General features: G+C 42.2%; 19 protein-coding genes. 3 read left to right on the top strand and 16 right to left on the bottom strand.

Features of this window, described 5'->3' with window-relative positions:
• Positions 1-55: 55 nt before the first annotated feature.
• The 3 genes from SFV55_RS05175 to SFV55_RS05185 all read right to left on the bottom strand — a co-directional run bounded on the left by SFV55_RS05175 (position 56) and on the right by SFV55_RS05185 (position 3,472).
• Entirely contained in the window at positions 56-475 is a 420-nt protein-coding gene (locus SFV55_RS05175) for a hypothetical protein (protein WP_320028404.1), read from the bottom strand.
• A gap of 194 nt (positions 476-669) precedes the next feature.
• Complete coding sequence (locus SFV55_RS05180; RefSeq protein WP_320028405.1) at positions 670-2,856, bottom strand: TonB-dependent receptor family protein; 2,187 nt, start codon at positions 2,854-2,856, stop codon at positions 670-672.
• Positions 2,857-2,923: 67 nt separating this feature from the next.
• Positions 2,924-3,472: a hypothetical protein gene (locus tag SFV55_RS05185; RefSeq protein ID WP_320028406.1), complete on the bottom strand. Its 549-nt coding sequence runs from the start codon at positions 3,470-3,472 to the stop codon at positions 2,924-2,926.
• Positions 3,473-3,553: 81 nt separating this feature from the next.
• On the opposite strand from SFV55_RS05185, the gene SFV55_RS05190 reads away from it, so the two are divergent.
• On the top strand, positions 3,554-4,234 hold the full coding sequence (locus SFV55_RS05190; RefSeq protein ID WP_320028407.1) for a response regulator transcription factor: 681 nt from the start codon (positions 3,554-3,556) through the stop codon (positions 4,232-4,234).
• On the top strand, positions 4,231-5,490 hold the full coding sequence (locus tag SFV55_RS05195) for a HAMP domain-containing sensor histidine kinase (RefSeq protein WP_320028408.1): 1,260 nt from the start codon (positions 4,231-4,233) through the stop codon (positions 5,488-5,490). The genes SFV55_RS05190 and SFV55_RS05195 overlap by 4 nt, the downstream gene beginning before the upstream one ends.
• A 15-nt stretch (positions 5,491-5,505) precedes the next feature.
• Here the strand turns inward: SFV55_RS05195 and SFV55_RS05200 are convergent, their stop codons facing one another.
• The 4 genes from SFV55_RS05200 to SFV55_RS05215 are packed head-to-tail and all read right to left on the bottom strand — an operon-like array spanning position 5,506 to position 11,835.
• Positions 5,506-8,586: an efflux RND transporter permease subunit gene (locus SFV55_RS05200; RefSeq protein WP_320028409.1), complete on the bottom strand. Its 3,081-nt coding sequence runs from the start codon at positions 8,584-8,586 to the stop codon at positions 5,506-5,508.
• 21 nt (positions 8,587-8,607) lie between these two features.
• Positions 8,608-9,624, bottom strand: a complete 1,017-nt coding sequence (locus SFV55_RS05205) for a YncE family protein (RefSeq protein ID WP_320028410.1) — start codon at positions 9,622-9,624, stop codon at positions 8,608-8,610.
• A gap of 10 nt (positions 9,625-9,634) precedes the next feature.
• A complete protein-coding gene (locus tag SFV55_RS05210) occupies positions 9,635-10,576 on the bottom strand; it encodes an efflux RND transporter periplasmic adaptor subunit (protein ID WP_320028411.1) in 942 nt (313 codons plus the stop codon).
• Between the two features lie 20 nt (positions 10,577-10,596).
• The gene (locus SFV55_RS05215) at positions 10,597-11,835 is read right to left on the bottom strand and encodes a TolC family protein (RefSeq protein ID WP_320028412.1); all 1,239 of its coding nucleotides are present in this window, start codon (positions 11,833-11,835) and stop codon (positions 10,597-10,599) included.
• Between the two features lie 151 nt (positions 11,836-11,986).
• On the opposite strand from SFV55_RS05215, the gene SFV55_RS05220 reads away from it, so the two are divergent.
• On the top strand, positions 11,987-12,394 hold the full coding sequence (locus SFV55_RS05220; RefSeq protein WP_320028413.1) for a PepSY-like domain-containing protein: 408 nt from the start codon (positions 11,987-11,989) through the stop codon (positions 12,392-12,394).
• Between the two features lie 89 nt (positions 12,395-12,483).
• Here the strand turns inward: SFV55_RS05220 and SFV55_RS05225 are convergent, their stop codons facing one another.
• From SFV55_RS05225 to SFV55_RS05265, 9 genes are all read right to left on the bottom strand, one after another.
• Complete coding sequence (locus SFV55_RS05225) at positions 12,484-12,924, bottom strand: DUF2141 domain-containing protein (protein WP_320028414.1); 441 nt, start codon at positions 12,922-12,924, stop codon at positions 12,484-12,486.
• Between the two features lie 12 nt (positions 12,925-12,936).
• Positions 12,937-15,513, bottom strand: a complete 2,577-nt coding sequence (locus SFV55_RS05230; protein ID WP_320028415.1) for a DUF5686 family protein — start codon at positions 15,511-15,513, stop codon at positions 12,937-12,939.
• Between the two features lie 64 nt (positions 15,514-15,577).
• Entirely contained in the window at positions 15,578-16,324 is a 747-nt protein-coding gene (locus SFV55_RS05235) for a glycosyltransferase (protein ID WP_320028416.1), read from the bottom strand.
• On the bottom strand, positions 16,312-17,019 hold the full coding sequence (locus SFV55_RS05240; protein WP_320028417.1) for a DUF2334 domain-containing protein: 708 nt from the start codon (positions 17,017-17,019) through the stop codon (positions 16,312-16,314). Before SFV55_RS05240 ends, SFV55_RS05235 begins: the two co-directional genes overlap by 13 nt.
• Positions 16,991-18,175, bottom strand: a complete 1,185-nt coding sequence (locus SFV55_RS05245) for an acyl-CoA desaturase (protein ID WP_320028418.1) — start codon at positions 18,173-18,175, stop codon at positions 16,991-16,993. Before SFV55_RS05245 ends, SFV55_RS05240 begins: the two co-directional genes overlap by 29 nt.
• Positions 18,176-18,324: 149 nt before the next feature.
• Complete coding sequence (locus tag SFV55_RS05250) at positions 18,325-19,032, bottom strand: hypothetical protein (protein WP_320028419.1); 708 nt, start codon at positions 19,030-19,032, stop codon at positions 18,325-18,327.
• Positions 19,033-19,157: 125 nt separating this feature from the next.
• Positions 19,158-20,066 (bottom strand): DUF4249 family protein, encoded by a 909-nt coding sequence (locus SFV55_RS05255; RefSeq protein WP_320028420.1) that lies wholly within the window; start codon positions 20,064-20,066, stop codon positions 19,158-19,160.
• 69 nt (positions 20,067-20,135) lie between these two features.
• Complete coding sequence (locus SFV55_RS05260) at positions 20,136-22,436, bottom strand: carboxypeptidase-like regulatory domain-containing protein (protein ID WP_320028421.1); 2,301 nt, start codon at positions 22,434-22,436, stop codon at positions 20,136-20,138.
• A 180-nt stretch (positions 22,437-22,616) separates the two neighbouring features.
• Positions 22,617-24,053 (bottom strand): hypothetical protein, encoded by a 1,437-nt coding sequence (locus tag SFV55_RS05265; RefSeq protein WP_320028422.1) that lies wholly within the window; start codon positions 24,051-24,053, stop codon positions 22,617-22,619.
• Positions 24,054-24,109: the final 56 nt, after the last annotated feature.

Consider the following 24,109-nt stretch of genomic DNA (forward strand, 5'->3'; position numbering starts at 1 on the left):
AAATCGCCCACTCGAAACCAGGGTTGGAGCGGCGTAATTGAGAAACAGAAAACTATTATGCTCTTATTTGCGGCGGCTGCCAGATGGGGAGGTAAGGGCGTTCGGGTACATGCTTGGCAAAGTAAAATGCTTGCCGAGCAAGGGCTGCCGACAAGGTTACAGTATGACAGACATAAGGAGCGAATGCTGCATGTACCACTAAGATATTAAAAATAGAGCCACAGCCTGGGCAGTGGCAATGCCCACATCCATCTGAATCGGGGGGGCAATCTTGGCCTGGATGGGCAAGGGTGCAGTCGTCAAAGACTTGAGTACAATTGTCAATGTCTTCTCCATACCTGGCTTGTTCAGCGTTATTTTCACTGACTATGCCCGTATGGTATTCAGAAATATCATTACATGCACTGATGCTATTGACCGATGTAACGGAAAATAGTGCGGTAAGTAGTAATAATATGCCTAAACGTTGGTGCATCATTTGAGTACAAAGATAATGGATATTTTGTTGGTTCAGTGGAAAAGGTAGTCCAATTTAGTGAAACAAGGAGGTTTAACAGGTTTTTAACAAGAAAAACTTCATCAAAAAGATTTGTACTTTTGAACTACCCGAAGACGGCTCAGCTCAGAAGTACAGACCATGCTCTTTTCCCTAATTCTAATGGCTGGTCATTACAGCTTTATTCCCAAGCTCACAACAATGCTTCGACCATCAGAACTCCAAACGCCTTGCCCAGGATACCCTACTGGGCGCTTGGTGAAATATTGCTTGTTAGCCAGATTATTGACGCCCACACGTAAAATGTGCCTGCTTGTGATGCGCACTGAACCATTTAAATCCCAAAGACTATAGGCTGGCACAAGTCCTTTAGCTCCATTTGCACTTGGCTTTTGGGTATTGACAGCATCAGAGAAACTTTCAGATACGTAGCTGTACTGTAGCACAATTGCAAACTGTTTATAGGCCCCCTGTAAACCATTCCGAGAAATCCATTTAGGAACGGTTTCTAGCCTGTTGCCTTTGATCTCCGTATTTTCATTTCCGTTTCGAATTTGACCATTCAAATATACGCCATCAAAATAGGATGAAGCGGTAAACAAAGTGATGCGGTACCTGGCTTGATCTACTATTTTGTAATCGAGAAACACTTCTAGGCCATTGGTACGGCTATCACCAATGTTGGTTTTCCATATGTAGGACTGTCCAATATCATTGCTCAATACAAGTGACCCGATGCGATGCCGATACAAGATTTGAAAAGCTGTGACATCGTAGTTCAGTCGCTTGAATATTGTACCCTTTATGCCAATTTCTGCATTGTGACCAAATGCGTCTTGTAGTTTTGGGTCTGTTTGTTCCAACAAGGTGCCTGGGATAACATCTGCAAAAATTACGGGCCGATAAGCTTGCGACCATCCCAGATAAATCTTGTTTTTTGCATCAATTTTATATTCCCCACTCGCTCCCAATAAAGGAAATCGGTGTTCAATTGTTTGTGGAACTTGATCATTTGGAAGATAAGCAATTCTTCCACTCATTTTGCTGAGGCCGTTTTCCCATCTTACTCCAGCAGAGACATTAAGTTTTTCACTTATTTTGAACAAATTTTCTACAAAAAGGGCAATGTTTTGGGTTTTGAAGTGTATATCCCGACCAAAATCACCAGTAATACTTAAATCAAAATCGGTTCCACTTGAGCCTTTTCCGAGTTGCTGACGATGTAAATCATTGTTTGTATAACGAATTCCGCTTACTAGTGACTGGGCTAGTCGACCAATCCGATAGTCTTGCTGTAAGCGCCATTCACTACTGTAACTGTGAAATTGATCAATATCTACTTGCCGAGATTTGTATTGTAGCGTAAGCGGGTCGATGGCATCAACTATATCGGCAAAAGCGATGAATTGGACACTATTTCGAGCTCCCAATACTGCTGAACTCGTCCAATTAATCCGTGTGTTGGTGCCTATTTTCCAATCAAAAGTTAAAGAAGGTAAATAGATGTCCGGGTTAAAATAGTTGCGACTACGCGTAGATTGACGAGGCTGGTCATGGAACATCGCATCGGTTAGTGGGCCAGGCATTTGGTAAATGTATTGACTCCGCCCCAGCTCAGCCTTAACTTCAAAGTTAGGAAAAGCTGCATATTGAATCCTAAAGAACTGGCCTTGTGCATCAGAGCGAGCATTATCTCTATAACCCGCTGAAACTCTGCGCTGATAATAAGCATAGTATTTCAGTTTGCCAATCTTTCCTCCCAATGCATTGAAAGAACTCATTAAGCCGTAAGAACCAACTGAATTGATGCTTTCAAAATTTGCAACTTTGCTAGTATCTGCAGGCTTAACGACATAATTGATCATTCCGCCAAATTGAGAACCATACTGTAGGGAAGCCGTTCCCCGGATAATTTCAATTTTTTGAATTGCCTCGATGGGGGGGCTATAATGGCTCGCAGGATATCCATATAAATCTGAATTGGTCATGACTCCATTCTGCCTTACGTTATACTCCCAACTGCGGTGTGGGTCAAGACCACGAGTAGACACATTAATTTGGTTTCCAGAACCGTCCATATCATAGATAAATGCACCAGGAATTTTCGCAAAAATCTGTCGCCCTGTTTTTTCGGCTAGATTTGCTGGTAAATCTTGGACTGTGATTACTTCACTCTTTTTTCCAGTAGTGATGTAGGTATTGTGTAGATTACCAAGGAGTAATTCTTCTTGAAATGGCAAACGGTAACCTTGAACTGTAACCTTCTCAAGGGTTTGAGGTTTGATGGTATCCTTGGTTTGACCAAATAAAAAGACCATTTGCAGCAAGGCTGCAGTGACAAGCATTAATTTGACTTGCATGACATTAAATTTCAGATGAAAAAATAAATTCGAAGCATAGTCATGATGACTATACTTAAGCGTTAGCTCAGGACAAGCATTCTGGAGGGGGGGTGAGAATGGGTTGAAAGATAAAGGGCATTCGGTCCGCTTCAAAAGGAATCATGCGACAAACAAACTCAAGACAACCCTTTTTTACATCAAAGAATTCGTAATTGCTTTCGATGGGTACATAATCTTTTAAAAAGGCCTTCAGTAAATTTTTGAGTGGGTTATTTGAGTTTGGAAATGAGGCGGAGGAAAGATTGTTCAGAAATTGAAATGATTTTTTAGTTAGGCTTTCTTGATGAAAATTACGGAAATAATAAAGCTCTGCTGTATCGTTTTTTATGCGTTTTTTGACGATGTGATATACCTGATTTTCTAACCGCAATTCTTCGTCTACATATTCGAAGTCCGTATCTGATATCGAGGTATAAAGTGCTACTTTGATTTTGATGACTTTAAAATAGGATTCTGGGGTATGTAAAATAGCCGTTTGTCTTGCTTGGTGTTTTTCATAGGCAAGCAGTAAATGATAGCCAAAGGCGTTGTACAGAACCAGGCCTAGAAGAAATATAGCGCTTAATCGTTTCACGGATCAAAGATATACAAAGCCATATCACCCTCCAAATTTTCTACAAGATTACGGTTTATCTTTAGTGCCAACTAAAGGGAAATGAAATTATTACTCATCGAAGACGAGCACGTTATGGCGCAAAGCATCATAGCGTACTTGCGCCAGGATGGCTACTTGATAGAACATGCGCTCAATTTTGCAACAGCAGTGCAAAAGATCGAAGTGTATGAATACGACTGCATTTTGGTAGACATTATGCTACCAGGAGGTAGTGGGCTAGATCTTGTTCACAGTTTAAAAAAACAAGCCTCAGCAGCTGGAATTTTGATCCTTTCCGCAAAAAATGCACTCGATGATCGACTGACAGGATTAGAGCTTGGAGCTGATGATTACCTCGCCAAGCCCTTTCACCTCGCGGAGCTCAATGCGCGCATAAAAGCCATACTCCGGCGACGGCAATTTGCAGGAAATGCTGAGCTTTCCTATGCAGAAATAAAAATCAACCCGGATGCAAGGCAGGTATTTGTGTTGGATAAGCCCATCGACCTGACCCGTAAGGAATACGACCTTTTGCTTTTTCTCTTCATCAATAAAAACCGAGTATTGACCCGTGAAACCATCGCCGAGCATCTTTGGGGCGATGATGCTGATCAAATGGATAGCTTTGATTTCATTTATTCGCACATCAAAAATCTGCGTAAAAAACTCAACGACCATGGCGCCAATGATTACGTGAAAGCAGTCTATGGCGTGGGGTACAAATTTTCGGTAAACTCATGAAATTATTAACCCAAACCAATCGGCGCTATTTTTACATTTCCTTAATCGCACTGGTGCTCAATACCGTTACTTTGTTGTGGGGCGTAAGTAAATTATTTGATCACTTTGTTGATGAAAGACTTGTTCAATTGCAGGCAGAAGTGCTGAATTATGTGCATAGGTATGATAGTTTGCCCGTTTTTTTTCAAAGTACCAGTGCAAAACTTTTGGCACATCGTTCAGTCGCTATGCAGGGAAATTCTTTTAGAGACACCACTCTTTTTAATGACATAGAGCAAGAAAAAGAACCTTTTCGTTGCCTGCGCTTTGGGCTTCGACTAAGGGATGAAAACTATCAAATCGACATATTGCAATCCGTTGTTGAAACGGAAGATATAGTAGGCATGGTCTTGTCGCTCAATTTAATCTTAATTTTAGCTACGGTGTTTGGACTATTTTGGGCACAAAAAAAATTATCCGCACGCCTATGGCAGCCTTTTTACCACACACTAGCAAGCCTACGTTCGTTTCATCTTACCCAAAAAGACCCATTATTGCTTGCAAAAACGACAACGGATGAATTTGTGGAACTGAACGCATCTCTCGAACGACTAAGCGAAAGGGTACGGCATGATTATCGTTCGCTCAAACGATTTACCGAAGATGCCAGCCATGAAATACAAACACCCTTGGCTGTAATTCGGATCAAATTGGACACACTCCTTCAATCAGCAGGGCTAAATGAAGAACAGCTAACGCATTTACACAATGCGCAACGCGCTGCTGCTCGCCTTTCCCGCCTACAACAAAATTTATTGTTGTTGGTAAAAATTGAAAACAGCCAATTTCGAGGGCAAGAAAGCATCAGTTTAAAGCAACTAATAGCCAGCAAACTGGAAATGCTTGAAGATTTTATTGTGTCTAAAAACCTACACATCAGCAATGAATGCGAAGATTTTTCAATATTGCTCCCTCCTTTTTTAGCCGAAACCTTGATTGGCAACCTCATCAGCAATGCCGTAAAACACAACTTAAAGGGGGGATCGATCCAAATACAATTGGATAAATCAAGTCTGAATATTTGCAATTCGAGCACTCAACCGGAAGTTCCCCCAATTGAATTTTTAGCCCGGTTCCGACGTGGTGATAGCCAAAGTGAAGGGCTAGGTCTTGGATTAGCGATTGTTAAAGAGATCTGTGATCAACAAGGCTGGACACTGGAAGTCAAGTTTGAAAATGGAAACTGGACTAGCATTGTACACTTTCATTCTATCTAATCGTTTTTGGCGTGTTTATGAGTTAATTGATTGATCATTTTGCTTTGATCCAGTTTTTTGAGGCCACCATCTGCCCCCGTTGATTACCCGCAGCCCAGCCGGCAACACGATCAACAGCAGGGGCAAAGCAGTCAAAAAACCCCCAATGACTGCAATGGCCAAGGGCTGGTGCAGTTGAGCACCCGTTCCGATGCCCAAAGCCAAGGGCATCAGGGCGATAATTGCACCTAAGGCCGTCATTAATTTGGGTCTCAAGCGAGTAGAGATAGCAAAAGCCAAGGCGTCATCGACCCCACGGGTGTGGAGATTGTCGCGAAATTGCAATACGGTAAAAATAGCATTTTCGCCAATGATGCCCACAATCATAATCAGTCCAGTGTAACTGCCTACATTGAGTGGGGTATTACTGGCATACAAAGCAACATAACTACCAGCAATACCGAGTACTGCAACCAATAAAATAAGCAAGGAAACACCAAATTCTCGGAACAAAAACAACATGACACCGAAAACCAAAAAGCTGGCGGTAAGCAAAATGAGCAAAAGCTCCTGGAAAGATTGCTGCTGTTCCGCATAGGCACCACCATATTGAAGGTGATAGCCCACAGGCAACTGGAGACTATCGGCCAAAACGCGGCGAGTATCGTTCATAACACTCCCAAGATCACGGTTGTCCAGTCGGGCGCTGACCACACCCAGTGGTTGTAGGTTTTCGCGTTCAACTTGAGCATCGCCAGGAGATAGATTTACCTTGGCCAGATCACTTAAGGGAATACGTTTGGCGTTGGGTAGAAAAATTGGGAGTTTCCGCAATGCGGCTATGCTAAGGTTGCTGCTGCCTGGATATTGTAAGCGAATATTGACCAATTGTTGTTGTTCAAAAACCTGACCAACTACATTTCCTTCCAAAGCGGTTTGTACTTGATATTGAAGACTGATGGGTGTGATACCAAATTGTGCCAAACGCGTAAAATCAGGTTCTACATTGACAGAAGGACCAGCAATGGTGACGCCATCAAACACATCTGCTGTTCCTGAAATTTTTTCAATTAGCCCTGCCGCACGCTGAGAGAGTGCTTGAAGCTGGTTTCGATCTGCCCCAAAAATTTTGACTTCAATGGGTTGGACAGAAGCCATTAGATCACCCAGCATGTCACCGATCACTTGTCCAAAATCAATCGTCAAAGCAGGTTGAGTGGCTTCCACCCGGTCACGGATGTCGGCGATTACCGTTTCAGTTGTACGCGAACGATTTTTTTTCAACTGGATCAAATAATCGCCTCGGTTGGGTTCAGTAATAAAAAAGCCCATTTGGGTGCCTGTTCGCCTACTGTAGGTAGCCACCTCCGGTATACGTACAATAATTTTTTCCACCTCACGCAGCATTCTATCCGTTTCGTTAAGCGTAGTACCTGGCGGTGAATTGTAATCCATCACAATACTGCCCTCATCCATATCCGGCAGAAAGCCAGTTTGCAATTTTGGAAAAACCCACCCAATCAGCCCGCACAACAAGAGTACGAACATCACGCTTAACCAAGGGCGTTGGATAAAAAAAACGACCCACTTTCGTTTGATTTCTCCATGAACTTGGGCCGTTTTTACGGCTTTGGTTTTTCTAGAAAAGAGCAAATAAACAACGGGCAAGGCCAGCCAGGTAACAAAAAACGAACAAGCCAGCGTGATCATCATCGTGTTGGTCATTACCTTGAAATACGCACCAGCCACTCCGCTCATCAATACAAAAGGTAAAAAGATGACCATAGTGCTGATGGATGAGCCAATCATGGCCGGCAATAAGTAATGCAAGGCTTTTTGAACCAAATCTGGTGTTGCTTCGTCAGGGTGTTCTTCCTGGGTTCGGTGGATTTGCTCGACTACCACAATGGCATCGTCAATAATGAGGCCGATGGCGGCAGCGATGGCCCCAAGCGTCATGATATTAAAAGTTTCTCCAGTAATGTACAATACAAGCAAAGTACAGGCGAGCGTAACTGGAACAACAATGAGTAGCGTAGCACTTGCTTTCAAGGAATGCAGGAACAACATGGCCACTACGATGGCCAGCAATAACCCAATCCAAAGACTATCCATAACACTGCGTACAGCGTCTTTCACAAAATCCGCCTGGACGTAATAGGGCTTCACTTTCACATCTTTGGGAAGAATCTTATGCAGGTCAGCAACTTTATTTTCCATACTATCGGAAAGTGCCACCAGATTGGCGTTGGGCTGCTTGACAATGGCCAAAAGAATGCCATCTCGCCCATTTGCGTTGATCTTTACATATTCTTTGGCCTCCTGAACCTGCACCTTAGCGATATCGCGCAGCAAGGTAATCCGTTTGCCATCGTTACTGACTACGAGGTTTTCCAGTTCATCCAGTTTGTCGACCACAGCATCGGTGAGGCTGAGGTACATGTAGCGGTAGTCGTTGAGGTAGCCGTTGCTTTGTACAAAATTGGTTTGTGCCAGAGTAGCACTGATTTGGTCTGGGGTGATGCCTAATGCGCTGATTTTTGGCACGTCGAGCAGGAGCCAATATTCTTTGGTTTTGCCCCCAATGATGCGTACTTCGCTCACCCCTTCAACTTGTGAAAGGAAGGGTTTGATGGTAAAAAGGGCAAGTTGTTTGAGTTCAACGGGGCTGCGGTGTTTGGCTTCCAAGGTGTAACCCATAACTGGCAAAATGGAAGGGTTCATTTTTTCGACAGACACTTGCAAATTGGGTGGCAAGCTATTGCGCACCTGGCTCAATTTACTCTCAATGCGTTGTTTAGCCAGGTCGATGTCCGTATTCCAGTCCATGAAAGCCGAAATTTCACAGCTCCCTCTGCTGGTAGTACTGCGCAAAAGTTTAAGGTTTGGGACTTGCTTCACTGCATCTTCGAGGGGTTTGGTGACCGCAATCATCATCTTGTCCACTGGCTGTTGCCCGGCATCTGCAATGATTTTGATTTTAGGAAAAGTGATTTCCGGAAACAATGCAGTTTGCAGATTCCGGTAAGCGAAAAAACCGCCGAACACCAACAAAAGGGTCAGCACAGCTATTGGACTACGGTAATTGAAAAAGAAAGGACGATTGGTGTTCGACATTGGTATTATAGTTTAACAAGCTTACAGCGGAGAAATTTCCAGTACCACAAAGGTGCCAGGCTTGAGGCTTGGTCTTGCGTTGCCCACTGGAGCTTCCCGTTCTGCGGTGGACAAAAACAGCCGATGGCTCTTTGAATCGAGGGTGATGGTTCTTGCCCCCTGCTGGGTAGTTACTGTCTCTACTACTTGGTACTCATTCGGGCTTTTTTGCTCAATAACGGTCATCGTTCCTTCACCGTTGGAGCAGTAAATCCGTCGCATTTTTACATCAAAAGCGACACCATCACAACCTGCACCAATGGGCAATGTTTGCACAACTTTGCCTGTTTTGCTATCCAGAACCACCATTTTTCGGTTGCTACAAACAGAAAACAAGCGGTAGTTTTTAGCATCAAAGGCCAATCCCGTAGGTTCTTCACCAGGAGAAACAGGCCATTCCTTGACAACTTTTAAGGATTTTGTATCGATAACGGCGATGGAACTTTTGTCTTCAATGTTGACAAATACCTTACCATTGCCATCAGTTACTGCAAATTCGACCGTACCATCAAGTAGGATTGTTCCAACAACCTTGTTCCTGGCAGCATCGATAACCGTTGCATTTTTGCCACTGTGGTTGAAAACAAATACCCGTTTGCTGAAAGCATCGTAAAGAATGGCATCGGGGTTTGCACCCGTAGCCTTGATTTTGCCAGTTATGGTCAATGATTTCAAATCAAATACAGCAATAGAAGTATCTCCGCCACAACTGATGTAACCTTTGCCAAAATCTGTTGAAATGGCGACGCCATGAACTCCCTTGGTATTTGGAATGGCCCCAATGACTTTGTCTGTTTTCAAATCGATCACCTGAACCTGGGTTCCGTGTGAGACATAGAGTCGTTGGGTCAATTGATCCACTGTCAAGTAATCCCAGAATCCATCACCTTCCAAGTGGATTCGATTGGTAATTTTGTAAGGTGGCACAGGCGTAATGGGCCTATTGTGGTTAGCAAACAGCACCATTAAAGTAAAAAGACCAAGAAATGCATTTTTCATAGGTATATTTTTAATTGACGTGTTTTAATACAATCACCTTCGCGGTATCCTCCAATCCAAAGTTGCCACTCTGTAAAATCTGGTCGTTCACCCCAAATTTGGGCGATAAAATTTCCACCCGATCTACTGTTTCCATGCCTTTCCGGATGGGTACTTTTACCGCAGTACTATCATTGATGAGTTGCATGACCCACCATTCATCCTGCATTTCGTTGGTGAGCACGGCAGCTTTTGGCAAAGAAGCCGCCTGGGGTTTGAGTGATTTGACCCATATAACCCTGGCGATCAAGTTTTCAGGTATGCTGCGCCCAGCAGAGGCGCTGGGTACTTTGAGTTCAAAACGTTGGGTTTGTGAAACAAGGTCCACGAAAGGCAAAGCCGAAGTAAGCGTGGCCCGCAGTCGGGTATTCTCGGGCAAAATCAGTTCCACCGAGTGATTTTGGGGCAAGTAGCCGCGCAGCTCAAAGGGCAAATCCAAAACAAAAGCAAAACTGCGGGCATCACTGATCAGGGCCAACTGTTCGCCATCCTGCACATAGTCGCCAGCTAGTCGATCGAGTTGGGTGACAAAACCACTTTGATTGGCAAAGATATTAATCAACTTATTGGGATGGAAACTCGTGTCTACCTCTACTAAAAGATTGCCGAGGGCACTGGATTCTTTGTTTTGAAGGGTATAGAGGAGTTGCCCAGCCTTCACAAACTGACCCAATTGAATACTGCAACTGCGCAGGTAACCATTGGCATTGGCTTTTACAATGCTTTTTTGCAAAAACGCTGCAGTTGCATTCAGCTCAATCGTTTCTTGCATCGCGCTAATTTCGATAGTCGTCAGTGTAACTGGTGTTCCAGGAATCGATGGTGGCGATTTAGGCAGTGCAGTTGGGGCATTGGAATGGCAAGCCAAGGCAAGCCAAACAAGCAAAATGGGTATATATTTAGCAATAGACATCTAGTGGAAATTTACAGGGATCACTCCGGCGCATTGCGGAAATTAAGTTGATTGAGTATTTGAAGCCGACTCGTTTGGTTGAGGGTCAATTGATTTTGGGCATTCAATTCATTGCTGATCGCGATCAGATAATCCAAAACCCGGGCATCGCCCGTACGAATCAAACGGCCAGTAGCTTCGATGAGTAAGTGAATGTTTTGAAGCTGGGCCTTGACTGAAAGATCCAGCTGGTCGAGCGCAGCAAGTTGTTGACGTGCCTGAGCAATTTCTTGTGCATATTGTTGAAGAAAAAACCTGGAGTAGCCTTGTCGAGTGTTTTCGAGCAGCACTGACTTTTCATGGCGCAACTGGCGCTGTTTGCCATCAGAAATGATCAAAGTTGCTCCAATTCCAATGCTGAATCCAAAATTTTTCCAACCCTGACTTATAAATGAAGAGTTAAAGCCTGCATCCCCAAAAATGGCAACGGTAGGGCGGTAGGGGTTGTCAATCAATTGATCAGCAGTGCGGATTTGCAGGCTATCAATCGTGTATTTTTGATAAAAAACGGTATGCTCAACGGGTGGTAAAACGGGTAGTTGCAATCCCGGGACAGCCAAAGCAACCCTAGTGGTATCGGTAATTCCACAGAGGTAATTCAAAGTGGCCAAATCGTTGCGGTATTGGACTTCGAGCTGTTGCACTGTCGTTTCCTGTTGACGTAGTGCATTCAAAAACGTTAGATAGTCGGTTTGGCGATAGATGTTTTGCTCGGTAAGCCGCTTGAAGACAAGTTCCTGGCGCTGGAGCAAATCGAGGGTTTCCCGGTTGAAGGTCAATTGTTGCGCCGTGCTGTAAGCGGTGATGTATTGTGTTCCAACTGTACGTCGAAGGTCTTGTTCTGTAAGCCGGGCAGCATTATCGAGGCCCTTTTGCTGGACAGCAAGCGTATTGAATTGGGCTGTCAGGTTCTGCTTTGGCACAAAAACAGGCTGGCTTACGCCAATAAGGGTACTGAGGTATCCACCATTACTTATCGCCACATCATAACCAAAACCTTTTTTATGAGGAGCAATGCTGACAGCAGTACCAGCTATCACTTGCGGGCGCAAACTGGCTCGGATCAGTAAGCTATCCTGTCGGTTGATGGCTACCTGGTTATGGAGGTCCCGAAAAGCAGGGGCATTGCTGAGGGCCGTTTTGATAAAGAAGTCCAGATCCCGCTCCTGAGCAAAGAGTACCGATGTATACCCTAAAAACAGAAAAACGATATAGCGCATAAACATCAGGATTTTTTGAGAGGCTGATAGGACACAAAGATAGGTCGCAATTTAGGAGACATTCTGAATTATTGAAGTTGAATACCAATCCAGAATATCTCCTAAATCAACCCATAGCTTTGTGCTATCAATCATCAAAAAAAATTCAATCATGAAAAAAATTCTGTTTCTTCTGACACTTTGCTGTGGTGTAGGTTTTTCCGCTATCGCTCAAAAATCTCCACCAACTGCGGTTGTTGCTGCATTCAATAAAAAATTCAAGGATGTGAAAGGAGTTGAATGGGGGAAAGAAAAAAATGGCGAATGGGAAGCCGAGTTTAAGAACAATGGCCTTGAAATGAGTGCAAATTTTTCTGCTGATGGCAAATGGCTAGAAACCGAAACTGAAATCAAGTTTGCTGAATTACCGGCTGCGGTACAGGCTGCACTGAAAGGAAAAAAGGTTGGTGAAGCCGCCAAAATTGTTCGAGCTGACGGCACAACCGTATACGAAGCAGAAGTGCACCAGGATCTTATTTTTGATGCCAGCGGAAAGCTTCAGCCACAAAGCAAGGAATGAGTTTTTGTTGCTGATACAATTGTGATTTCTATAATTTGGGGGGCGATGATCAAGACATCGTCCCCTTATTTTTTTGTTCAAACCGATGACTAATTATGCAATAAATTAATATTTACAGCCATTTCGCTACTTGACAGCGTGATTTTTACCGCATCAAATGAAGGGCGTAACAACCTTAAAATGTGTAAATTATTAGAAACTGCAAATGGCTCGCGTGGGTAGCCCAACAAATTGCGATCAAAAATATCATTGGTATTGAGATCATGGTAAATCATTACGGCATAATCACCGAATGGGAGGTTTTTAAAAATCATTTGTTCCTCATTGCTTGTTGGGTGGATTTCAATACAAGCAATAAACTGAGGAGTCAAAAAAATTGAACGATTTTGTAAAACAGCTTTTAGGTTGCCTACTCTGTGCTGTACATTGCTGACATTAACCGTCAAGGTGCCTACCTGTGGCCTGTTTTGGGCAATTGAAACTTGAACACAAAGCAGAACCCCTAAAATTGTAAAAACAAGAAATTTCATGTTATGAAATTATTAGAAGCTAAATAAAATCTCCCCTTGTATCCGCCACTTTGAAATATCGGGATGGTCGAGATAATTCAAACGCCTTGTAAGGTCTACTCTAAGAAGTTTAAAGATGTTGCCAATACCAAAACCTACTTCCAAATAAGGTTGCTGATTAAAATTATAGGTCAGGGATTGCCCATTAGCATCAGTCGGGAAGCGATAAATAGAGGGATTGATCAGAGGATTGTTCACTGTATCTAAGCCTCCGTAAGCAGCTTTAAACATGGTATATTCGCGCAGTTTGAGTTTTTTAACCCAAGGAATTTTATTCAAAATAAAACCATCGAAAGCATGCTCTACATTCAAGCATACGTATTTATCGCTAATGAATTCAAGGTAGTTCATTTGATTTAGAGCGAACTGTTCGTAGTTCATGGTCTGATTGGCTTGAAACACATGGAGTATTGGATACGGCAGGTTATTCCCAAAAATACGCCCTACATCCAAGCGTACATCAGTGTATCCTAATGGTGCAATAAAAAAACGCTTGAAGACATCCGCGCTGAAGTTATGGTATTTGAAAGTATTGGCAGCCCCATCACTCCCAATCCCATAAGTATAATGCAAGCCGAAAACAGGGTATTTATTGACAATACGCTTTCGGAAAGTCTGCCCCTGAAAAAACTCTTCATTTGGAGCAAAGCGTAAATTAACTGTAGCTTCGTTTGTGGTGAGGTGTTTGATTTTGGTAGGGTAATCAAGACCCATGAGTTCAAACCCAAGGCTACCTGCAGGAGTAAGTTGCCTGTGCTGAAGACCAATTTGGTAAGTTACCCCTGCGTTGTTTTCATTGATGTAGTTAATCCCAACCGCTTTTTTGTAGTACATTTTGTCGAATTTACCTCGACTAAATGAGGTCAATACATTATCACCTGATACATTTTCAAGGGTTTGCCCAGGTACTTCTACATCATTAAGTAACCAAAGATGGAAGGCATTTTGTGGACGATTATTAAAAAAATTATCATTGATTTGATAAGTAAGAGCTACTGAATATTTCCATTTTTTATCCAAAACGCCATAAGCGCTATAGCCTTCAGCCCTCCAATGATGACTCAAGCCATAGGTTGTCCTTATACCTAGGCGAATACGGCCACCCTCAAGTGCATTGTGGCTATACAATGCTCCAAAAGGACCGAACTCAAGGCCCTTGTTCTTCCAATAACCTGTTGTCCAAAAGTATTTCCAACCTACAAATAGCTTGTAATCTGCGGTTTTGGTTAGGCTATCTACTTTCGCATATACCACTTGTTCACTGATACTGAGGGGTTCTTGGCGGAAAGTTGACCAAAAACTATCGGGCTGTTTATCGGCATCAGCTATTTTGACAATAGCCTGGTCGCTGCGATAAAATTCCGTATTTGCCGCTTGGTCGAAAACAAACTGCTTTCGAAAAGTAGTCTTTTTACCATAGACACCGAAAGTCTTGGTTGAATCGTCGCCTCCTAAAAAATTGATACTGACTTCATCCCGCACAAGATTCCAGCCTATATTAGGGAGCAGGTCAAAATTCTGAATAATGTTCAAGCCATTGACAAAATTGATATTGATGTTCCCTGGGATACTCATCTCTACTTTCCGAACTGCATAAGTTGTATCATCAGTGATATAGAGATTTCCTTTAAAAGTCAAATCTGTTTTTGAGCGAGGAAAAAATGCCAAATTAATGCAGCGTTGGCCGTCAACTATTGAAGTATCGAGAATATAAAATCGGTACAATTGGGGTGATAAAGGAGATAAAGGACTAAGAAAAGCTTTTTTGAATAGAAGGATTTCATTGTCGTAAATATCCGCATCAATATATAGGTGCTTCAAATAAGCTGCTACGCCATTATCATCGAACGCGCCTACCCAATCAGTATGTTTTGTCCCACGTACAATAGTCGTTTTAGTGTTAGGCGATTTTCGGAAATAAACCTCCGTTGCCGTTTCCTTTTGGTAGGCAGGTATCAACTCTTTTCCCTTTATTGAAGCGGTATCGGCATCTGCGAAAAAGAACTTTACATTCTTTAAAAGCCGTCCATTCTTGACCTTAATGGGAACGTCTACCAGAGCCAACGTCATTTTCTCATACTGTTCATATTGGTAAAAATTGTGGCTTTCAATTCTATTGGCAGCCTTGTGGGCAATGACTTTTTGAACGAGGTCTACTGCGGGATTGCTACGATTTCGATAACGGGCAGGGCGCACGACGAACGTTTGCAAGTCAACAACTACGTTTTCTAGTCGAATGGTCAACAATTGGGATTTGCCAATTTGAACGCGCTGAAGGAATGGTTTATAGCCCACTGCTGAAATTTCTAAAGTATCTTTTAAGTCTGAAAAAGCAAAATAGAAATAGCCATGTTCGTCTGCCGATGTACCCATTGAAGTACCAACAAGGCCAATACTTGCGTAAGGAATAGTATCTCCTTTGAGCACATCGACGATATAGCCTTCAATCATAGTAGTTTGAGCTACCATTTTTCCGATCACTATCTGTGATAAGAAAAAACTGGCAACAAAAATGTTTTGGAAAATGGAACCGATTATATTCCGTTTCATTGCTTTGACATTGGATTAATTATGAATTTTTCAATCCACAGATCACTAAATATTCTGTACTCAGTCAATAGTGTGGTGGGGTATGATTTCCCGTGTTTTGCTCGTAACTCGACATTGTAGCAGGGTCAATACCTGCTTTGTAAAAAGACTGGAAACTTCCCCAGACCAGTTCTCCAATTGCTTTTGGCGAAAAATTGTAGAACCGCCGCGCCGAAGTGCGTACATATGCCCGCCCTTTGAGTAAAGGCGGGCGAAAAATTTTGGCAGCCTCCGAGCCATAGAAATGATCTTCAAACAAGATGCCTTCTTTAAAGCCACCAATTTGTTGGTGCATTTTTTTGGTAACAAAAATTGAGCAGCCATGAATAATCGGATTGAACCATCGTATGATCGGTAGATAGATGTTTGAGTAGAGGCAATAAGCCGCCCGAAATCCGATAGCAGGCTCAGCTGCGTAAAGTTTCGTTCCTGCGATCGGCAATTTTTTTTTTGCGATTTGCTGCATTGCTGTCGTCAGAAACTTTTCATCCAATACCACATCAGCATCCAGAAAAAGGAGTTGTTCATATTGAGCGAGGTTTGCTCCTTCATTGCGTTGGCGGGCAATACCACGTTGATTGAACGCCACAAAACGCAAAGAGAAAGGCCTGGAGACCTGGTATTGTCTAACTACCACTTCTGTTTGGTCGGTTGAACCAGCATCAACAACCAGAACTTCGTAGTCGTAGCGGTAAGTTTGAGCGCCAAGGCTATCTAAAAGTTTTGGTAGGTAAAGTTCCTCGTTAAGGGTACAGATGATTATTGAAAGCATGGCCTGTTTTTTAAAAAACCTTGATAAGTTTGAAAAATGTAACCTTTTGCCCTAAGTAAGACAATTATTTGATCAAGATGCCATAGGAAACCATTTTCGAGGTCGCTGGGGTGTATAGAGATTCTCACCAAATCAGGCGAAGTGTATTTAAGGGCCTGTGACCAAAAAGAGATAGAAAACCATTCTACCATGGCGTTATTTCCGTAGTCATAACAAATAGCAGGTGTTTTTACCTTTTCTTTGCGGTTCAAATCCCAAAGTTGCCAAGCAGATTCCGTATATGAAAAGCCCATATTCTGAAGTAAACCTGTGGAATATTGGTTATGGCACCAAGCTGGCGGCACAAACCCGGTAGGGGATTCACCGAAAGCATCCTCAAACAAATATTTGCTTTTGACAATCAAGTTGGCCGTTTCATTTTGAGTTAGTCCAAACAATTCACGATCAGAACGTTGCCTCAAAGAAGAGATTTTACCAATCCAATCCTGGCGGTTGTTGTAGTGCGTTAAGCCATGCAGCACTTTTTCAAGTCCACCCAAAATTTTGACAAAATCGGTTGTTAGTCGATTTTGCCCGTCCCATAATGGCGTAACAAGCAACGACAATGGTAAATCCTCGAAATGCTGTAGAATTGTTTTGACCTCGGTGTTGAAACGTGGAGAAACATCATGTAAAGAAATGATGGCTGTTTTCATGAGATGGTAAATTGATTGGTCTTTTTTTCTTAATGTCAAATGCCTGCTGTGCAACATTCTTCAAGTGCTGTAAATGTGACACACAACCCTTCATAAAGGAGAAAGATTTGTACCAATCGGCTATGTTGTTTTCTGCCAAAACTTCTCGAATCAGGCGTGTTAGTTCAGGATAATGTTCGTGTGATACTTCGGGAAAAACATGATGTGCTACGTGTACATTGAACCCACCAAAAATGAAGTTTGCAATCCGGTTTTCAGGCTCAAAATCGATTGTCGTGGTGATTTGGTGGTGAATCCAAGAGTCAGCCACTAAGTTATTTTTTGAGTTGGGGGCTATATATTTCAATTCTGAAACGTGATGAGAAATAAAAAAAGTGAAGGCTACAAAAATAGAAATCACCATTTGCACCAAAGCCCAAGCTAAGGCAATTTTCCAGTATCCAATCCCCGCATAAGTCATAGGCAACCCAAAGACAAGTCCGAAATAAAGGATTTTAAACGCAATCATTTTCACCCATTCAATCGTCGGAATTTTAGCAATGTGGAGATTAGCATGATTTTTTTGAAAGAAAAATTTAAAATCCTGAACAAAAAGTAAGTAAAAGGACGCAAAACTGTACAAAAATGGTGCATAGAGATGTTGGTACCGATGATACCATTTTACCTCTGCTGTATCGAGATCAAGTAAAATGAGCGAAGTCAGTTCCATATCTGAGTCATGCTCTTTTACATTTGGCAGCACGTGATGAGAGTGGTTATGCCGAATCTGCCACACATACCCACTTAAGCCTTGCAATGCGAAAATGCTTTGAAAAATGAGCGCATCCAATCGTCTGTTTCCTGTTACAGCGTGGTGTGCCGCATCATGCCCCAAATTAATTGATAAAATCAAAGAAGTAAATGTCAATAGGAAATAAGCCGCTAAAGCTCCGCCGAAAGTCTCGATTCGTGTCAGGGACCAATAGCCTACAAGTATCAAGATAATGAGCACTGTCGCTTTGTAAGCCATGAACACAGTGGCGTGCTTGGGCAGACCACTACTACAAAAATAATGTTCTACACGTGCACGGATTTGTTTGTAAATCTGATCGGGTGTATCCGCACAGGCATAGCGAATTTTTCTGCTTTCAAAAGCAGGTGAAGTTTGCTGACCCATTTTATCAAATATTTAATATGTACGAAGTGTTGAAGAGGAGATACTGGTGACAGGATGCCTAGGGCATTAACTTATGAGTTAATGCCCTAGATGATTTTATCTCTTTTTTTTGCCCTGAAAGCTTGCAAATGCTCGCTTTAGACAAGGTCTTAGTTGCTACCATTGGTAGAAATGGTTTTTTTACGATGCAATTTGAAATCAAACAAGCCCAGCTTTAGTCCTGCTGCAATAGAAAAACCTTGCAAAGTGTTGGCTGGTAAAAGAGTTGTTTGATTGTCAATGAGAAACGATAGCCGATAGTTTACTCCGACATAAAACTTAGCATAGCGCATCAGATTCGCTTCCAAGTGAATGCCTGGTTGCACCAGCATGAAAGCATTGGTACGGGAGTTTTCTGCACCATATTCGGGGCTGTCTTCGACAGAACCCTTATCTTCTTCAAATGAATCGTTGTCTTTTGTCCCAACCGAATCTATCGAGGCTTCTCCTGTGCCAATTATCAGTGGAAAGGACGCGTGAATACGCGCATTTGGCTTAGGCGTGTACTCAATTTTACCGCCGATAAAAAACGACTGAACAGCCAAGGAATTCAGAATTTTAGGCACAAAATTTTCCTTAAGGTTCATTTGGGCGGTTGCGCCCAAAGCCCATTTTTTGTTCATTAAGAACATAGCCGACGCCCCACCAAAACTTGTCATACTTCCTCTGAGTTGGCCGTAACTAAACTCAGGAGCAACATATAGCCCAATGGTTTGCGGCCTGGAGAATTTGAGAAAAGTCTGCATAGTGTCCTGTGCTACAGCGTTAAAAGTCATAATTAGACAAACTGTAGTTATGAAAAAAGCAATTTTGTTCATTTTATTGATTTTATGGATGATGCAAAAGAGTTAATGCAGATTTAAACCAATTGGGTATAAAAAGATATACAAGTCAATGCAGGAAGCCGTGGGCTACAGTTGAAAAAAAGGCGTGCTGGTCTATACTATTCAGGGTATACAAACCGAATTGAGTCGCTCACGACGTATGCTCCAAATACCCCAATGGCACGAGTACCAAATTGCCCGGGTTTGATAAATACTGGCTCAACAAATGGGTTGAATTGTGCCAATTTTTGACGATCATACTGATCATAAAACACGTAGGTTGCCTGATCCAAGCTTTGCAAACGAACATATCCAATCTGACCTTGCTTATGCTTGTAAGTCGGTTCAATAGTTATTGTAAACGCTGTGCCATCGCCATTTTGATCAGTATAAATAGTGCGGCCTATTTCTTGCAACCAAGTGGTTTTTCCTAGTGCGCATTGAGAAATAACTTTACCAACTCCTAAAATTGTGTCTTTAGGCCCAAAGGTACGTCCCATCGCGAATCGATAGTAGTCGCCCTTCCCAATCTGGTCTTTAAAATGCAATACAATTCCTTCATGCTCTCCATATAAGTCTTTGAATTGGGGAACATATGTCACTGAATCCAACTGAACAATTCGGCGATCTGTAATGGCCGTTGCTGACAAATTTACACCTTGGTATGCTACAGTCAACTTGTAGGTTTTGTCGGCTTTTATGGGGATTTTTCCAACATAAAAATACTCGTAATAACAAAGTACTGGATTCAAGATCGAATCTGGCCGAAGGACTTCAGTTCCTTCATCAGAACTCAAAGTGACCACTGCATTACGTACAAAAAGGTCGCTTGGCAATACATTAGGATCAAAAAATGGTATAGTTCGATATACGTAAGCTGTTGGCACTTTTCCAGGCGTGATAAGGCTCTGAATGCTCAGCTTTCCCTCATAAGCTTGAGGAGAAATATTCACATCTTTGGTGCAGGCCGCAAAAGCAGTTAGTGCGACAATTACTGCAAGCCAGTATTTTATAGGGAATGAAAACATTGTGTTTTTACTTTTGATGAAACAATCAGAATTTCTTAGGCATTGGTTTAAATGCCTGCATTTATTGCGCTAGAATTTAAAATGCCAACTTACACTTGGAATAATGGGCAAAAGGGAGACCTGCTTAGCCAATGGCTGTCTCGTTGCTGGATCAGTACTCAAATAAACAAAATACGGGTTGCGATGACTGTACAAATTATATACCCCAAACACCCATTCCGTCTCGACTTTATGCTTCCACCAAGTTTTGGTTTGATGACGGGTTGCACTCACATCCAGGCGATGGTAATTGCCCAGGCGGTAGTTGTTTCGCGCCGTGAAATCGTAATAAATACCATCGTACAAAGTCCCATCATTGAATACAGGGACACGCCCTGTAGCCAAAGTATATGCAGCTCCAGTATTGAAAACGAAATCCGCAGATAAGTTCCATTTTTTACTGAGTTCATAGATACCTACCACCGAAAGGTTGTGGCGGCGGTCATAAGTAAAAGGGAATGGTTTGCCCAAATTGAGCTCTTGAAAAGTTTGAGTTGTTTTTGACCAGGTGTACGAGACCCATCCAGTCAGTTTGCCTGTATTTTTGCGCACAAAAAGTTCCACTCCGTAAGAATTACCTGCACCAAAAGTGAGTTGTTTCTCTAGGTCAGAAGCCAACAATAGCTGAGTGCCCTCCTTAAAAAGCACCTGATTTTTCATGTTTTTATAATAGCCTTCTACACTTGCTTCGTATTGGTTGTCGCCAAAATTGTGAAACAGCCCCAATGCCACTTGCTGGCTGGTTTGCGGCTTTACGACTGAGCTACTTTGAATCCAAATATCGGTTGGCAAAGAGGCAGTACTACTTGGTACCAGATGCAAGAACTGATTCATCACAGTGTAGGCCGCCTTCACTGAGGTGCTTGGGTTAACACTATATTTCACCGTTAAACGAGGTTCTAAAGCGGTATAGGTTTTTGATTTGGAGCTAAAAACGGGAACCCGAACCCCCACACTTGCCCCAAATCGTGCCCCAAGCCGAATTTCATCATTGAAGAAAAAGGCAGATTCGTCGGCATAGCTGCGCGGAATACTATCGGGTTTGATTTGCAAGCGGCTTCCTTTTTTGGGGATTTTTGCAGACACTGCAGCTGGAGCTAGTGCATGTTGAGAATACTGAATGCCAATTTTCACCGCATGGTGGTTATTGGGGTACCATTCCAGTAAAGATTTGGCTGTATAATCCTGTATTTGAGTATACAGCAACGCATAGTATTGTCCTTGGGTGGTATTCAATCCGAGGTGATACTGATTGTAAATGAGTGAGGTGTTGACAAACACCTTAGTTCCCAAGAGATGATTCCAGCGTAAAGTACCCGTACTATTGCCAAAACCGATACCATAATTAAGTGCATTTGCACCCGTATATTGTGCCTTGTCATTGCCCTTAAAAATACTGGCAAAAAGATGATCCTTCTTACCTAGTTCGTAGTTAATTTTGATATTCAAGTCATAAAGTTTATAATCTGTCTTGTTGCTACCCTTGTTCAATGGGAGCAAAAATAAGTCCAGATAACTACGACGGGCAGACATGATAAACGACGATTTATCTTTTTGGATTGGGCCCTCCAAAGTCAAATTGCTGGAAATAATACCAATACCGCCCTCACCGCTGAATTTCTTTTTGTTGCCTTCCCTCATCGTTACATCCAATACAGAACTCAAGCGACCACCATATTGAGCTGGGAAGCCACCTTTTATCAGGGTCACACTGTTTAATGCATTAACATTAAATGTGCTAACTAAACCAAATAAGTGATTTGGATTATACACTACTGCCTCATCTAATAAGACCAGATTTTGGTCAATATTCCCCCCTCGCACATAAAAACCCGTAGTTCCTTCACTACCTGCACTTACGCCTGGGAGGAATTGCACCGCTTTAAGCACATCACGTTCTCCAGCAATAACTGGAATTGCTTTAATTTGTGATACAGATAGATTTATAATTGACATGTTCGTTCGCTCCACATTTTCATTATCGGCATGAGCTTTGATCACCACTTCTTCCAGTTGACTGTTTTCGGGTAACAAGTTTATTTTCAATGGCTCTAAACTGGTACTTATTCGCACCCTTACCGCCAAGGGCTGATAACCGACATAAGAAAACACTAGTGATACGGAATCACCTAATGCAGGGATACCAAGCGAGAAATATCCATAAGTATTGGTAGTAGTACCAGTTTTGAATTCTGTGACAGCAACGGTAGCACCGATGAGTACCTCTCCTGTATCTGCATCTCGAACATAACCCGACAGGTTGTTTTGAGCAAATAATTGTCCTGTTAAGAAAAGAAAAAACCATAAAAAGTGAATTGGTATTCGTTCCATTATTGATGTAAAATTTAGGGGATGAATGAGGATGAAAACGCAGTGCTGCCTTTTAGATCAGATGCATTTGAAAAGATATACAAGGCTGATTTTGAAAACGTGGGGAGGTGGTCAAAAAAAAATAGAAAGCCAACACAAACGTCAACTTTCTATTTTCGAATTAAAACCTTAAATAATCCATTAGGGCCGGAAACGGTACAAGATTCCTATTTTTATTTGTGTTAGCGGTTTGAATTGCAGAGAATTGCCTAGGTTGACATCATAACAACCTTCCAATTGGGCTTTAATTTTTTTGAAAACGGGGTACTCAAAGCCTGCGTGTAATCGCAAAAAAGGCAGCTTGAAACTAGCTTCATCACGTCGAGTGCTGACCAAAATATCCTCTTTCGTCTGTTTATTTTCGAATTGGTATTCAAATTTTTCTTCTAATTTCGATAGCGCCAAAGCACTCGCTCCAACATATGGCTTAAGTTTTGTTGTGGTTACCGTGTATTGCAAACCCAGAGAATAGTAGAAATATGGTTGCTTTACCCGCACTTCCTTAAACTCATCGTCAATTGAAGGTGCTGTGATGATTGGAATGTCGAGGTTGCCTATCAGCTTATTTGTTTCATAATTTAATGCCAAATATTGCGCTTCGCCCACCATTTTGAGCCTTTCGCCGAGCAAAATTCCCCCACGTGCGCCAATACTAAGTCCTTCTTGCTGAAATACATTTTGGTTGTCGATAATTGCTAGTCCACCCGAAAAACCAATGTCGTAGCCCGTTATGTGTATTGGCTTGATCAATGGAGGGCGCTTTGTCACCTGTAGTTCAAGTTTTTTTTCTGCAAGTGTGTCATCGTTTACTTTTATTGATGGAGCAAATTTGATGCTGAAGGGAGGTTTGATCTCCATGGAATCTGCTTTTTGATCACCTTTCCCTTTCAACGTGTCAGAAGGCAGTACAATTTTATTTAGAACACTATCTTTGGGTATTTCATCGTCTCCTAAAACTGTTTTGTCAAAACCTTTTAAATCTACATTTTTAGAGTCGATTGGCGTTTTAGAAACATCTTTTAAATCATTGTAATTCAAAACAGTCAAAGGTTTATTGGTCACTTGTGGCGGTGTAGTTTCTATTTTTTGGTCTGTATTGACCATCGTTGTATCAGGTTTCAAAACGACTTTTGAAAAAGCGGCGTTGTTTTTATTTTTTTTCGCTAAAGCTAAATCATCCTGCCTATCTGGTAGATTCCCGGATAGTTCTCCGCGTACTACAAGCGTTTGAAAAATGGTGTCATATCGCCTTACAATAATATGATGATATACTGTATCATTTTTCTCTGATTGATGTTTTGTTATGAATTGCTTTCTCTGCCCTAAGGTTTTGAATTCAAAAGCTAATACCTGAATATCGTTTTGGGCTTTTTGCAAAGCCCAAGTACTCCAGCCTAAAAGGCCAGATAAAATAAATAGAGGCAGAGCCAGCCAGAGCCACATTCTTCGCCACCTTTGATCAGTTTTGAAAGCAAGGAGTTGCCGCTCCATTTCCTGCCATTTGGCTTCTGTGAAAGCAAAATCTTTACCCTCTTTCAATTTATCGCCAAAAATTTTGTCGAAGTTTTCATCATTCATATGCTGATTTTATTCAACTGTGAAACCATCATTTGTAGTTTTTGCCGCGCTATCAT

Origin of the sequence: Haliscomenobacter sp. (genome assembly GCF_033763495.1) — a bacterium.
Lineage (GTDB): Bacteria > Bacteroidota > Bacteroidia > Chitinophagales > Saprospiraceae > Haliscomenobacter.